The organism is Polynucleobacter sp. es-GGE-1 (assembly GCF_018882005.1).
In the GTDB taxonomy this organism is placed as follows: domain Bacteria; phylum Pseudomonadota; class Gammaproteobacteria; order Burkholderiales; family Burkholderiaceae; genus Polynucleobacter.
In genome coordinates this window covers 93,030-106,322 of record NZ_JACVPE010000004.1, presented here as the reverse complement: position 1 = coordinate 106,322, position 13,293 = coordinate 93,030, and the positions used below count along the sequence as shown (strand labels likewise).

14 protein-coding genes are annotated in these 13,293 nt (G+C 46.1%); 8 read left to right on the top strand and 6 right to left on the bottom strand.

The window, feature by feature from the left end; genetic code table 11:
* Positions 1-7: 7 nt before the first annotated feature.
* Genes ICN35_RS03735 through ICN35_RS03715 form a run of 5 tightly spaced genes read right to left on the bottom strand, consistent with a single transcriptional unit; the run spans position 8 to position 4,353 of the window.
* Entirely contained in the window at positions 8-433 is a 426-nt protein-coding gene (locus tag ICN35_RS03735; protein ID WP_216124531.1) for a DUF1841 family protein, read from the bottom strand.
* Positions 426-1,082, bottom strand: coding sequence for an endonuclease III (gene nth, locus ICN35_RS03730; protein ID WP_216124529.1), 657 nt, complete (start codon positions 1,080-1,082; stop codon positions 426-428). Before nth ends, ICN35_RS03735 begins: the two co-directional genes overlap by 8 nt.
* Entirely contained in the window at positions 1,082-1,771 is a 690-nt protein-coding gene (gene rsxB, locus ICN35_RS03725) for an electron transport complex subunit RsxB (protein WP_216124403.1), read from the bottom strand. The genes nth and rsxB overlap by 1 nt, the downstream gene beginning before the upstream one ends.
* Before the next feature lie 49 nt (positions 1,772-1,820).
* Positions 1,821-3,113 (bottom strand): polyhydroxyalkanoate depolymerase, encoded by a 1,293-nt coding sequence (locus ICN35_RS03720; RefSeq protein ID WP_216124402.1) that lies wholly within the window; start codon positions 3,111-3,113, stop codon positions 1,821-1,823.
* Between the two features lie 31 nt (positions 3,114-3,144).
* Entirely contained in the window at positions 3,145-4,353 is a 1,209-nt protein-coding gene (locus ICN35_RS03715) for an amino acid aminotransferase (RefSeq protein WP_216124400.1), read from the bottom strand.
* Positions 4,354-4,566: 213 nt separating this feature from the next.
* Here ICN35_RS03715 and uvrB point away from each other — a divergent pair, with 213 nt between their 5' ends.
* The 8 genes from uvrB to fdx all read left to right on the top strand — a co-directional run bounded on the left by uvrB (position 4,567) and on the right by fdx (position 12,159).
* The gene (uvrB, locus tag ICN35_RS03710) at positions 4,567-6,648 is read left to right on the top strand and encodes an excinuclease ABC subunit UvrB (RefSeq protein WP_255535698.1); all 2,082 of its coding nucleotides are present in this window, start codon (positions 4,567-4,569) and stop codon (positions 6,646-6,648) included.
* Between the two features lie 136 nt (positions 6,649-6,784).
* Positions 6,785-7,354: a Fe-S cluster assembly transcription factor gene (locus tag ICN35_RS03705; RefSeq protein ID WP_216124398.1), complete on the top strand. Its 570-nt coding sequence runs from the start codon at positions 6,785-6,787 to the stop codon at positions 7,352-7,354.
* 29 nt (positions 7,355-7,383) lie between these two features.
* Positions 7,384-8,643 carry an IscS subfamily cysteine desulfurase gene (locus ICN35_RS03700; protein WP_216124396.1) on the top strand — a complete coding sequence of 420 codons (1,260 nt, stop codon included), beginning with the start codon at positions 7,384-7,386 and terminating at the stop codon, positions 8,641-8,643.
* Positions 8,644-8,671: 28 nt separating this feature from the next.
* Entirely contained in the window at positions 8,672-9,058 is a 387-nt protein-coding gene (gene iscU, locus ICN35_RS03695) for a Fe-S cluster assembly scaffold IscU (RefSeq protein WP_068322308.1), read from the top strand.
* A gap of 18 nt (positions 9,059-9,076) precedes the next feature.
* Positions 9,077-9,400: an iron-sulfur cluster assembly protein IscA gene (gene iscA / locus ICN35_RS03690; protein ID WP_215296476.1), complete on the top strand. Its 324-nt coding sequence runs from the start codon at positions 9,077-9,079 to the stop codon at positions 9,398-9,400.
* Positions 9,378-9,905, top strand: a complete 528-nt coding sequence (gene hscB / locus ICN35_RS03685) for a Fe-S protein assembly co-chaperone HscB (protein ID WP_370625655.1) — start codon at positions 9,378-9,380, stop codon at positions 9,903-9,905. The genes iscA and hscB overlap by 23 nt, the downstream gene beginning before the upstream one ends.
* 28 nt (positions 9,906-9,933) lie before the next feature.
* Positions 9,934-11,799, top strand: a complete 1,866-nt coding sequence (gene hscA / locus ICN35_RS03680; RefSeq protein WP_216124393.1) for a Fe-S protein assembly chaperone HscA — start codon at positions 9,934-9,936, stop codon at positions 11,797-11,799.
* Between the two features lie 21 nt (positions 11,800-11,820).
* Positions 11,821-12,159, top strand: coding sequence for an ISC system 2Fe-2S type ferredoxin (gene fdx / locus ICN35_RS03675; RefSeq protein ID WP_216124391.1), 339 nt, complete (start codon positions 11,821-11,823; stop codon positions 12,157-12,159).
* A gap of 18 nt (positions 12,160-12,177) precedes the next feature.
* Here the strand turns inward: fdx and ICN35_RS03670 are convergent, their stop codons facing one another.
* A complete protein-coding gene (locus ICN35_RS03670; protein WP_216124390.1) occupies positions 12,178-13,206 on the bottom strand; it encodes a LacI family DNA-binding transcriptional regulator in 1,029 nt (342 codons plus the stop codon).
* Positions 13,207-13,293: the final 87 nt, after the last annotated feature.

The window sequence follows — 13,293 nt, the reverse complement described above, 5'->3', positions numbered from 1 at the left end:
TCAATACCTAAATTAGCCTATTCAGGGCCTCGAGATAGTTCTCGGGGTTTAGTGCTTTACCTTCTCGCTGTGCTTCCCACATAACTTGACCCAAGCATTCCATCATCAAGTGTTGAGCTTCGTGTTCAGAGCCTAATTTCTTACTGAGTTTTTCAGCGATCGCTTTAATGCCAGGTGGTTGATTAATGGAGATCTGTTCGCTAATAGATAAATGCATAGATAGATGCAAGAAGGGATTGGTTTCACCCCGCTCTGGTGTGTAATCTTGCTCTAAGGCAGATTCAGGATCAGTTAATAGTGCGTGGTATTCAGGATGTTGCTCCATCCAGTTGCTTGCAAGTGTCTCCATTGGATCCAGTATGCGATTCTCAGTTTTCTTTTTCCAGGTATCACAGAAAAAGCGGCGCACTTCTTCGCGAGTTGGATTAAATATCGCCACGAACTTTTCCTTTGCCAGTTTTTTGTTTAAAGCCACAGAGTGGCTCAACGATGCATTGTGCACACTCAGGATTGCGTGCTTTACAAGTGTATCTGCCATGCAGAATAAGCCAATGATGTGCGTCTAGTAGATACTCCTTGGGCACTCTTTTGAGTAATTGCTCTTCGACTTTGACGACATCTTTGCCAGGCGCAAGACCGGTGCGATTAGATACGCGAAAGATATGGGTGTCAACCGCAATGGTCGGTTGACCAAAAGCAGTATTCAGAATGACATTCGCTGTTTTTCTGCCAACCCCTGGAAGTGCTTCAAGATCTTCCCGATTTTGTGGAACTTGACCACCATGCTTTTCAATCAATAGTTGGCAAGTCTCTTGAATATGTCTGCCTTTGGCATTGAATAGGCCAATGTGTTGGATGTAAGGACGAACGCCTTCTTCACCAAGATCTAAAAGGGCTTGGGGCGTATTGGCAACTTTAAACAACTGCTTGGTTCCCTTGTTTACCGATACGTCGGTTGCTTGAGCTGATAAGAGCACTGCAATCAACAGTTCAAAAGGAGAGCTGTACTCTAATTCGGTGGTTGGTTTGGGGTTATTGGCTTTGAGCTGTTCAAAGAAAGCACGCCGCTTATCAGGATTCATCATTTCTGATGCTGTGCCCTGGCAATCGCTGCCGCAATGATGGCGCGTTTGCGCTCTTGCTCTTTTTCCTCTTCCGCGGTGATAGGCTGTTCTGCATTAACCGCTACTAATTTAGCTGCCGCTTTTTTGGCTAAACGTTCATCATTCTCTATTTGCTCACGATCAAGTCTATGTTCACGGTCGTGATAGCGCTTGCGTGAGAGCTCAGCTAATTCTGGAGTCCAAGCATTCCAACCTGTTGTCTCAGTGATATCAACCATACTGATGCAATCAACGGGGCACGGTGGAATGCAGAGATCACAACCAGTACACCACTCAGTGAGCACCACGTGCATTTGCTTAGATGCGCCCACAATGGCATCAACTGGACAGGCCTGAATACAGAGTGTGCAACCAATACATTTTTGCGGATCAATCAATGCAATCGGTCTAGGACGTTCTTTGCCGCACTCTGGATCAATTGTGTCATTAAGATCAAAAGCATCTTGAGGGTAAATGGGTGTCAGAACTTGGCTGAGTCTTTTAATGCCTTCAACACCACCTGGTGGGCAGCGATTGGGCAGCGCTTCTCCGCTAGCTAAAGCTTCTGCATACCCTCTGCAATCTGGATAGCCACATTTTGTACATTGGGTTTGAGGAAGGAGATCCTCTAGGCGATCCGTGAGCTCGTTCGCCGGTTTTGTTTTCATTGCCTAGAAAGTTTAAAAAGTGAGGGTGTAGACCCTCACTGATGTTGACTTAGTCAGAACCCTCTAGTGCAGGGGGTCTTGCCTTAGTTTTTTTATTCACCACTTGGTGCTCACGAATAAAGTTTTTGATTTTTGGATAAACCTTATTGCGCCAACGACGACCGGCAAAAATACCGTAGTGACCAGCACCAGCGACTTCATAGTGATCTTTATGTTCTTTCGGGATGCCAGCACACAAACCATGCGCAGAACGAGTCTGCCCACTTCCAGAAATATCATCTAACTCACCCTCAACTGTAAGCAGGGCCGTTTTCTGAATATCCTGCGGCTTAACCAGTTCTCCCGCAACCTTCCAAGTACCGTTTGGCAATGCGTAGTCTTGGAATACAGTTTTGATTGTGTCTAAGTAGAACTTCGCATCCAAATCCAATACTGCGTTGTATTCGTCATAGAAGCGAATATGGGATGCAGCATCCTGCTCATCACCCTTCACCAGATTCTGGAAGTAGTCCCAGTGCGATTGGAGGTGATTTTGTGGGTTCATGGCCATAAAGCCAGTGTGCTGTAAGAAGCCTGGGTAAACGCGGCGACCAGCACCCGGATAGGTTGGTGGTACTTTGTAAATCACATGACTTTCAAACCAATCAAAAGATTTTTGTTCTGCCAAGTTATTTACGGCAGTAGGTGATTTACGAGCATCAATGGGGCCACCCATCATGATCATCGAAGCAGGAGTTGTTTCACCAGCAGATGCCATCAATGAAATAGCACCTAAGGTTGGCACGGTGGGTTGACATACTGAGATCACATGTAAATCTTCGGCGCCAATAGAGCGAATAAATTCTTGAATGTAATGAACATAGTCATCGAGACTAAATTCACCTTCACTCACTGGGACATTGCGAGCATCAATCCAGTCGGTAATGTAAACCTTGTGGTCTTGCAAGAGGGTTCGTACAGTGTCACGCAATAGTGTGGCGTGATGTCCAGACATTGGAGCCACTACCAGTACTGAAGGATCTTCTTTTAGTTTGATGATGGTATCGACATCATCAGAGAAGCGCTTAAAGCGAATCAAATTACAGAATGGCTTAGAAATCTTGGTGATTTCATGGACGGCTACTTCATGACCATGCGCTATGACTGAACGAATATCAAATTCTGGTTTCTTGTAGTCTTTGCCGAGGCGATAGAGAAGTTCGTAGCTGGCAGCTAAACGCTCTGATCCTGGAACCTTTGAAGCTGGATTGGAGGCATTAATCAAAGCCTCAGAAGCAGCGCGTGCCCATGAACTCATGGGTTGAAGTAAGGCTTTTTGGAATTCGTGTAACTGATAAAGCATGGTACCCCCTGTAATTCTATATAGCCGCTTATTATGCTTTTTGAGCCAATACGCGGGCGATTGCTTTGGCTACTTTATCAATATTTTTTGTATTGAGCGCCGCCACACAAATGCGTCCAGTAGAGAGGGCATAAATGCCATCTTCTTTCTGTAAGCGATCAACTTGCTCAGCAGTTAAGCCTGAGTAAGAAAACATACCACGCTGCTTTTCAATAAAAGCAAAATCTTGCTTCACACCAGCAGCAGCCAATTTTTCAACCAAACCATGACGCATGGCTTTAATGCGATCACGCATTTCCGCTAATTCATCTTCCCAGAGCTTGCGTAACTCAGGAGAGTTCAGCACCGCTGCTGCGATTGCAGCACCGTGTGTTGGTGGATTGGAATAGTTAGTACGAATCACGCGCTTTAATTGTGAAAGCACACGAGTAGATTCATCTTTGTTTTGGGTCACGATCGACAGGGCGCCGACACGCTCACCGTAAAGTGAGAATGATTTAGAGAAAGAGCTGGACACAAAGAAGGACATACCAGATTCAGCGAAAAGGCGAACCGCAATGCCGTCTTGTTCAATCCCAGATGCAAAGCCTTGGTAAGCCATATCCAAGAATGGAATCAAACCTTTGTGCTTACAAATCTCGATCACTTGACGCCATTGCGCCTCAGTAATATCTGCACCAGTTGGGTTATGACAGCATGCATGCAAGAGCACAGTCGTGTGTTTTGGGAATGACTCTAAGGATTTGACCATGCCGTCAAAATCAACACCACGGGTTGTGCCATCAAAGTAGGTGTACTCCAGCACTTCAAAGCCAGCGGATTCAAAAATACCGCGATGGTTTTCCCATGTTGGATTGCTGATTGCGCAAGGTGCGTTTAAATTGAGACGCTTAATAAAGTCAGCGCCAACACGTAATGCACCGGTACCCCCTAAACATTCAGCAGTCACTACGCGACCGTCTTTAATCAGAGCAGAGTCTGCGCCAAATAATAAATTTTGTACTGCGCTGTTATAGGGGTTTGGACCCTCGATTGGAATATAGCTTCGTGGTGAATGTTTTGCCACAATCGCCTCTTCCGCCTTGATCACTGCTTTTAAGAGAGGCACTTTGCCTTCATCTGTGTAGTACACACCAACACCGAGGTTCACTTTGTCGGGACGTTGATCCGCAACGTAGGCTTCTGTGAGGCCAAAAATAGGATCTTTAGGGGCTAATTGAACTGAGGCAAACAGGGTCATTTGGGGTCGGATATGGTGGTTTAAGGATAGTTTTGCTATTAATTGTCTGTTTTTGAAGTCAGAACCAACTATTTCTAAATAAAAACGGCAAAATCATTGTTTGTACAAAATTCGCTGTGAAGATATCTCACAGATGAAATGATAGCCGAGATGCCCCCTAAGTCGTCCAAAATTGGATCAAAACCCGAAGTAAAAGAAGCGCCCAAAACCCCCATGGCTGATCCCTTGGGTGAGGTAGGCCACAACCTTGATCCTGCGAAGTTTGTCACCTTCCCAGACTCCCCTTACCAGCTATATCAGCCTTTTGCGCCCGCTGGCGACCAGCCAGCAGCGATTGATGGCTTAGTGGAGGGGGTAGAGGATGGTTTAACCTTCCAGACGCTTTTGGGGGTAACGGGGTCAGGAAAGACTTTTACGATGGCCAATGTCATCGCCAGAACAGGGCGTCCAGCCATCATTTTTGCCCCCAATAAGACGCTGGCTGCCCAGCTTTACAGTGAATTTAGGGAGTTTTTTCCTAAAAATGCGGTGGAGTACTTCGTCAGTTACTACGACTACTACCAGCCTGAGGCTTATGTGCCTCAGCGGGACCTCTTTATTGAGAAAGACTCCTCTATTAACGAACACATTGAACAGATGCGTTTGTCAGCAACCAAGAGTTTGCTAGAGAGACGCGATGTCATCATCGTCGCTACGGTATCTGCCATTTACGGTATCGGTAACCCTGGTGACTATCACAGCATGGTGATGACACTACGCCCTGGTGACAAGATGAGTCAGCGTGATATTTTGATGCGACTGATTGCCATGCAGTATGACCGTAATGAAACTGATTTCAAACGCGGTGTGTTTCGTGTGCGCGGTGACACGATTGATATTTTCCCAGCCGAACATAATGAATTAGCAGTCCGCGTAGAGTTGTTTGATGACGTAGTCGAGAGTTTGCAATTCTTTGATCCACTGACTGGAAAAATTCGCCAAAAGATTCCTCGCTTTACCGTCTACCCAAGTTCGCATTATGTGACACCTCGCGAAACCGTTCTCAAAGCGATTGAAACTATTAAGACAGAGTTGCGAACTCGTCTCGATGAGTTTGTAAAAGATGGTAAGTTGGTAGAGGCGCAGCGTCTAGAACAGCGCACTCGTTTTGACTTAGAGATGCTCAATGAATTGGGCTTCTGCAAGGGTATTGAGAACTACTCTCGCCACCTCTCAGGAGCGGCTCCTGGCGATGCGCCGCCTACGCTGGTGGATTACTTGCCCAATGATGCTTTGATGTTCTTGGATGAAAGTCACGTCTTGATTGGCCAGTTAAACGCGATGTACAACGGCGATAAATCGCGCAAACATACTTTGGTTGAATTTGGTTTCCGTTTGCCCTCAGCGATGGACAATCGCCCTCTGAAATTTACAGAGTTCGAAACCAAAATGCGTCAAACTATTTTTGTTTCAGCGACACCTGCTGATTATGAAAAGATGCATCAAGGTCAAGTGGTTGAGCAAGTGGCAAGACCTACAGGTTTGGTTGATCCAGAAATTGAAGTATTGCCAGCCAGTACTCAAGTTGATGATTTGCTCGATCAAATTCATGAGCGCGTCAAAGTGCATGAGCGAGTTTTAGTTACTGTACTTACCAAACGCATGGCTGAGCAGTTAACAGATTACCTATCTGACAATGGCGTGAAAGTTCGCTATGTGCATTCGGATATCGATACTGTTGAGCGCGTTGAAATTTTGCGTGACTTGCGCTTGGGCGTCTTCGATGTCTTGGTAGGTATTAACTTGTTGCGTGAAGGTTTAGATATCCCCGAGGTGTCGCTAGTGGCCATCTTGGATGCAGATAAAGAAGGTTTCTTGCGTTCGGAACGTAGCTTGATCCAGACCATCGGACGAGCCGCACGAAATGTCCGCGGCAAAGCCATTTTGTATGCCGATCGCATTACCGACTCCATGAAGCGCGCAATGGGGGAGACTGAAAGGCGGCGTACCAAGCAAATTGCTTTCAATAAGCTTCATGGGATTGAGCCTAAAGGGGTTCAAAAGCGTATCAAGGACATTATTGATGGCGTCTACGACGTCAAAGAGAAGCGTCAGGAGATGCAGGTGGAGCAGGAGCGGGCTCACTATGAAGATATGAGCGAAAAGGACCTGGCTGGCGAAATCAAGCGCTTAGAGAAGCAAATGAACTCAGAAGCCAAGAATTTGGAGTTTGAAAAGGCTGCCAGCACCCGAGATCGCCTCACCAAGGTCAAAGAAATGGCATTTGGGGCAAGGTCACGAGACTTCCCCGGGTAATTTGACTGATGCCCCTTCAAAGTTTGGGATAATTCCCGAGCAGAATGCTGGGGTATATGGTAAAGTTGAGTGGAATGGTCGGGTATTACCCGCCCGACTGTGAGCTGTCCATAACAATCCATTACCAAGGTGACATATGAGACTTACAACTAAAGGCCGTTTTGCAGTAACCGCAATCATCGATTTAGCCCTGCGTGAAACGCATGGTCCTGTAACTTTGGCTGGAATTAGCCAAAGACAAAAAATTTCCCTCTCTTATCTCGAGCAATTGTTCGGCAAGTTACGCCGTTTCAACATCGTAGAAAGTACTCGCGGACCAGGTGGTGGATACACCCTGGCGCGCGGATCGAATGAGATCAGCGTAGCTGACATTATTGTTGCCGTGGATGAACCATTGGATGCAACGCAATGTGGTGGCAAAGGAAACTGTCATAGCGAAGAAGATAGTCATGGTCGCTGTATGACACATGACCTTTGGAGCAACCTGAATTCCAAAATGGTTGAGTACCTGAGCTCTGTCAGCTTGCACGATCTCGTGCAACAGCAAGAAGCGCGCGGGATTGTCATCCAAGATATGCGACAAAAGAAAATTAAAGTTGAAAGCGTGAAAGCTGAGAAACCAGCATCAGCGCTAGCAGCGAAAAAAGAGGCTGCCCCTAAGGTGCCTTTGGTCAATTCTGTTTTTAACCTGGCGCGGCAAAGTTAAATTCCGCTCCTTCACTCTATAAGTCAATCATGAACGCACCACAAGCTTTGCCGCAACAACCGGTTCCAATGTTTAGTCCTGAACACTTTCCGGTATACATGGATTACTCATCGACTACGCCGATCGATCCACGAGTGGTGGACAAAATGTTGCCCTATTTGCGTGAGCAATTTGGTAATGCTGCTTCACGTAGCCATGCTTATGGCTGGGCTGCAGAAGAGGCGGTTGAGTGGGCGCGTTCAGAAGTTGCGCAGTTAGTTCATGCCGACCCAAGAGAAATTGTTTTTACTAGCGGTGCTACCGAAAGTATTAATTTGGCCCTCAAGGGAGCTGCACACTTCTACAAGGATCGCGGTAATCACATCATTACTGTAAAGACAGAGCACAAAGCAACCTTAGATACTTGCCGCGAACTAGAACGCGAAGGCTATGAAGTTACTTATTTAGATGTATTGCCTAACGGTTTAATTGACTACGCTCAGCTGGAAACAGCAATGAAGCCTGGAACTATTTTGGCTTCAGTAATGTATGTTAATAATGAAATTGGTGTGGTTCAGGACATTCCTAAGATTGGTGACTTATGCCGTTCACGTGGCGTCATTTTTCATGTGGATGCTGCTCAAGCCACTGGCAAGGTTGACATTGATTTGGAAAAAATCAAAGTTGATCTCATGAGTTTCTCGGCACATAAAACTTATGGCCCCAAGGGAATCGGCGCTTTATTTGTTCGTCGTAAACCTCGTATTCGTATTGAGGCTCAAATTCATGGTGGTGGTCATGAGCGTGGAATGCGTTCAGGCACCTTGGCCGTTCATCAAATCGTCGGCATGGGTGAAGCATTCCGGATCGCTCGTGTTGAAATGGTTGAAGAAAATGCGCGTATTCGTGCTTTGCGCGATCGCTTATTAGCAGGCCTCAAAGATATTGAAGAGGTTTATGTCAATGGCGATATGGATGATCGCGTACCGCATAACTTAAACATTAGCTTTAACTACGTTGAAGGTGAATCGATGTTGATGGCGCTGAAGGATTTGGCAATCTCATCTGGTTCTGCCTGTACCTCCGCTTCACTAGAGCCTTCTTATGTATTGCGCGCGCTTGGACGTAATGATGAGTTGGCGCATAGCTCCATTCGTTTTACATTGGGACGCTTTACTACTGAAGAGGAAGTTGATTTCACGATTAAGTTGGTGAAGGAAAAGATTGCCAAGTTGCGTGAGTTATCTCCGCTGTGGGAAATGTATAAAGATGGAATCGACTTGAGCACGATTCAATGGGCAGCACACTAAATAATTGAAGAATTAAAGAGGAAATATCATGGCATATAGTGAAAAGGTCATCGACCATTATGAAAACCCCCGTAACGTTGGCTCCTTTGAGAAGGGCGACGATAGCGTAGGTACTGGTATGGTTGGCGCGCCTGCTTGCGGCGACGTGATGAAGCTGCAGATTCGCGTGAACGATCAAGGCGTGATCGAAGATGCCAAGTTCAAGACTTATGGCTGCGGCTCTGCGATTGCTTCATCTTCATTGGTAACCGAGTGGGTTAAGGGCAAGACCTTGGATCAAGCTTTAGAGATTAAGAACTCATTAATTGCTGAAGAGCTAGCATTACCACCAGTGAAAATTCACTGCTCTATCTTGGCTGAAGATGCCATTAAGGCTGCAGTTGCTGACTACAAAGAAAAGCATCCAGCTAAATAAACGGAATTAGAAAAAGATATGGCAATCACCCTGACTGAAAAAGCTGCAAAGCACGTTAACCGCAATCTTGAGAAGCGCGGTAAAGGTTGCGGCCTACGTTTGGGCGTTCGCACTACGGGTTGCTCCGGCTTAGCTTATCAGCTGGAATATGTCGATGAGCCTGCTACTGAAGATCAGGTGTTTGAATCCAATGGCGTGAAAGTATTTGTTGATCCAAAGAGCCTGGCTTATTTGGATGGTACTGAATTGGATTTCGTACGTGAGGGTTTGAACGAGGGATTTAAGTTTCAAAATCCAAACGTAAAAGATGAGTGTGGTTGTGGCGAATCCTTCCGCGTCTGACGATTACTTCCACTTCTTTGGTTTACATCAGCAGTTCAAGATCGATTTGCCTGCTCTAGATCAGGCTTATTTAGCAATCCAGAAGGAAGTTCATCCTGATCGCCACGCTCGCGGGAGTGAGACCGAGCAGCGACTGGCAATGCAAATGGCTACATTTGCTAATACCGCCCTTCAGACACTAAAAAACCCTATTCAACGTGGTTTGTATTTGTGCCAGCTTCATGGTGTTGATGCCAAACTAGAAACCAATACTGCGATGCCAGCCGCTTTCTTGATGAAGCAAATGGATTGGCGCGAGCTTCTAGATGAACAAGCAGAAGATTTGCCCGCTCTTGAAGCCTTGATGGCTGAAGTAGAGCAATCCAAGGCAGATATTCTTGCTGAAATCACTCAAGCCATCGATGGCGCAAAAAATTATCAGCATGCCGCAGAACTTTTACGTGGCTTGTTATTCATTGATAAGTTTGCGCTTGAGCTTGATGACGCTATTGCAGCTTTGATCTAGACCATACGTAAACGACTCTCTATTTCTTATGGCCTTATTACAAATCTCTGAACCCGGTAAGTCGCTAGCGCCTCATCAACGGCGTATTGCGGTCGGCATTGATTTGGGCACTACGAATTCTTTGGTTGCTATCGTGCGCGATGCTTTGCCTAAGGTATTGCCGGATGCGCAAGGGCGCGAATTACTCCCATCCGTTGTGCGTTACCTGCCTAACGGGCGAACTCAAGCTGGTTTCGAGGCTCTTGAGAGTGTGGTCCTAGATCCAAAGAACACAATTGTTTCAGTGAAGCGCTACATGGGGCGCGGACTTACTGATATCGAGCACATTGAAAGTGCGCCTTATGAATTTGTTGATCAACCTGGCATGCTTAAGCTCAGAACGGTTGCGGGCGATAAGAGTCCTATCGAAGTTTCTGCAGAAATCCTCGCGCGCTTACGTCAGCTAGCCGAAGACTCAGTCTCCGATGAAATTGTGGGTGCGGTAATTACTGTGCCAGCATATTTTGATGATGCGCAACGTCAAGCAACTAAAGACGCTGCTAAGTTAGCTGGCATAGAGGTGCTGCGTTTATTAAATGAACCTACTGCTGCAGCAATTGCTTATGGTTTGGATAATGCTTCCGAAGGTGTATACGCCGTCTATGACCTTGGCGGTGGAACCTTTGATATTTCTATTCTGAGGATGAGTAAGGGTGTTTTTGAAGTCCTTTCCACTGGTGGAGACTCTGCTTTAGGTGGGGATGACTTTGATCATCGCTTGTATTGCTGGGTGATTGAGCAGGCCAAACTGCCGCCACTTTCTATCCATGATCACCGCACTCTTTTGCAAGCGTGTAAGCATGCAAAAGAGTTGCTCAGCCACAATCCTTTGGCACGAGTCCATGAGACTTTGTCTGATGGCACGGTTGTCAATGTAGGTGTCAGTCAGGCGCAGTTTTTTGAGATCACCCAAAATTTAGTAAGCAAGACTTTGCTCGCCTGTAAAAAGGCTTTGCGGGATGCTGGCTTAAAGGCTGAAGACATTAAAGGCGTGGTCATGGTTGGTGGCTCAACGCGTATGCCTAATGTACAGCGCGCAGTAGGTGAGCTATTCGGTACGCAACCCTTAAATAACCTGAATCCCGATCAAGTGGTAGCACTCGGTGCGGCAATGCAAGCTGACTTGTTAGCCGGCAATCAAAGTAAAGATGATGAGTGGTTGTTGTTAGACGTCATTCCACTCTCCCTTGGTATTGAAACCATGGGTGGCTTAGTAGAAAAAATCATTCCTCGAAATACCCCAATACCAGTTGCGAGAGCGCAAGACTTCACGACATTTAAAGATGGTCAGACGGCGCTGGCAATTCAAGTAGTGCAAGGCGAGCGGGAGCTGGCTCAGGATTGCCGATCATTAGGTAAGTTTGAATTGCGCGGTATTCCACCCATGGCTGCAGGTGCAGCCCGCATTCGGGTGACATTTCAGGTGGATGCTGATGGCCTATTGTCTGTGAGCGCCACTGAGCAAGGCTCTGGCGTTCAAGCGTCGATAGATATTAAACCTTCTTATGGCCTAACCGATGCAGAAATTACCCGCATGCTGCAAGATGGATTTGCCTCAGCCCAAGAAGATTTGTTGGCAAGGTCTTTGCGCGAAGAGCAGGTGAATGCCCAAAGATTATTAGATGCCGTACAAACTGCGCTAGCAAGTGACAGAAGCTTGCTCTCAAAAGAAGAGCAATCCTCAATTGATCATGAAATGGCAGTTTTGCAAAAGATTTTGAGTGAAGAAACAGATAGCGCTGTAGTGCGTAAGGCTGTTGATCACGCTGCCAAGGCAACAGATGACTTCGCACAAATGCGTATGAACGCCAGTATTCAAAAAGCCCTATCGGGCAAGAATGTTGCTGAGATCTAAATTAAAAAAGTAGAAATCATCATGACCCAAATCGTTGTTCTACCCCATAGTGAGTATTGTCCTGAAGGTGCTGTTGTTGAGGTGGCCCCTGGAACTTCTATTTGTGAGGCCTTACTAGAGAATGACATCCCCATTGAGCATGCTTGCGATATGGTTTGCGCTTGCACAACTTGTCATGTGATTGTTAAAGAGGGATTTCAGAGTTTGAATCCTCCTGATGAAAATGAGGAAGACATGCTTGACCGTGCTTGGGGGTTAAATCCGCAGTCGCGCCTATCCTGCCAAGCGATTGTTGCTCGTGAAGCACTGGTCATTGAAATACCAAAGTATTCTATTAACCACGCTAAAGAAAATCATTAACCAAGATTAAGTTGAGTCTTAACGTTTTGGTGCTGTAGCAGTTGATTCTCGGATGACTAAATTAACGTTAGCTTTAATTTTTTTGGGGAGGTTATCCACCCCATTGATTTGTGAAATTAAATGATTGGCAGCTTGTGCCCACATGCCTATTGCATCTATGTGAATCGTTGTCAGGCTTGGAAGTAGATGTCTAGAGATCTCGAGATCATCAAAGCCCACAATGGACAAATCCTTAGGAACTTTAATGCCCTGTTTTTGAGCTTCCAATAGTGCGCCTAATGCGAGTACGTCTTGCCCGCAAATAATAGCGGTAATTTTTGGGTTGTTCAGCAATAACTTCTTAAGCCCAAGTCTTGCCTCTTGGAGTTCATAGCGACATTCCACAATCATTTCAGGCTTAAGGTAAATCTTTTTTTCAGCAAGCAAAGCAAGTGTTCCGGTAACGCGGTCCTGCGCTCGATCATTATTAGCGGTAATGCCACTTAACATCCCAAATTGCTTGTGACCTTGATCCAGCAAGTGTTTGACGCCCAGTTTGATGGCTTCAGCGTTATCAAATCCAGAGGTATAACCATTCAGAGGGGCGGACAAAGATCCCACATGGATATAGGGAATATTCCGTGTCCTCATCAGCTTTAACGCTTCCCTTTGTTGGCTGACGCCAAAAAGGACTATGCCCTCTACACCTCTGGTGAGTAAATTGGTGATTTGTGTAGCTTCGATATTGGGGTCATAGTTGCTGCTAGCTACCAATAGCTGATGACCTGACTGATTGAGCTGTCTTTGGAATTCAGATAGACCTTGGGCAAAGATAGCATTATCTAAGGTTGGAACAATTGCGCCAATGGTGCCTGAGCGTTTTAGCATCAATGAGCGGGCTCCAGCGTTGGGAATGTAGCCAAGCTTCTTAATAACCGCATGGATCTTTTCTTTAAGGGCAGGGCTGACCGTCTCAGGTCGGTTGAGAGCGCGTGACACTGTTGCCGTAGAAACTTTTGCTGCAGCTGCAACATGATCAATAGTGATTGATCCGGTATTTTTTTTCATCAGTGCCTAAGGGAAAGTCCTAGTCTAATTTAGCTGTTCTGGGTAATTTTGCTAACGAATTGTGGTTAGAATGAAAGCGCTTACATT

What these genes read in the sequence shown, in the direction of transcription:
- ICN35_RS03670 (WP_216124390.1), bottom strand. Translation starts at nt 13,206, where the DNA reads ATGAAAAAAAATACCGGATCAATCACTATTGATCATGTTGCAGCTGCA.
- rsxB (WP_216124403.1), bottom strand. Translation starts at nt 1,771, where the DNA reads ATGAAAACAAAACCGGCGAACGAGCTCACGGATCGCCTAGAGGATCTC.
- fdx (WP_216124391.1), top strand. Translation starts at nt 11,821, where the DNA reads ATGACCCAAATCGTTGTTCTACCCCATAGTGAGTATTGTCCTGAAGGT.
- ICN35_RS03720 (WP_216124402.1), bottom strand. Translation starts at nt 3,113, where the DNA reads ATGCTTTATCAGTTACACGAATTCCAAAAAGCCTTACTTCAACCCATG.
- nth (WP_216124529.1), bottom strand. Translation starts at nt 1,082, where the DNA reads ATGAATCCTGATAAGCGGCGTGCTTTCTTTGAACAGCTCAAAGCCAAT.
- ICN35_RS03705 (WP_216124398.1), top strand. Translation starts at nt 6,785, where the DNA reads ATGAGACTTACAACTAAAGGCCGTTTTGCAGTAACCGCAATCATCGAT.
- uvrB (WP_255535698.1), top strand. Translation starts at nt 4,567, where the DNA reads ATGGCTGATCCCTTGGGTGAGGTAGGCCACAACCTTGATCCTGCGAAG.
- hscA (WP_216124393.1), top strand. Translation starts at nt 9,934, where the DNA reads ATGGCCTTATTACAAATCTCTGAACCCGGTAAGTCGCTAGCGCCTCAT.
- ICN35_RS03700 (WP_216124396.1), top strand. Translation starts at nt 7,384, where the DNA reads ATGAACGCACCACAAGCTTTGCCGCAACAACCGGTTCCAATGTTTAGT.
- iscA (WP_215296476.1), top strand. Translation starts at nt 9,077, where the DNA reads ATGGCAATCACCCTGACTGAAAAAGCTGCAAAGCACGTTAACCGCAAT.
- ICN35_RS03715 (WP_216124400.1), bottom strand. Translation starts at nt 4,353, where the DNA reads ATGACCCTGTTTGCCTCAGTTCAATTAGCCCCTAAAGATCCTATTTTT.
- iscU (WP_068322308.1), top strand. Translation starts at nt 8,672, where the DNA reads ATGGCATATAGTGAAAAGGTCATCGACCATTATGAAAACCCCCGTAAC.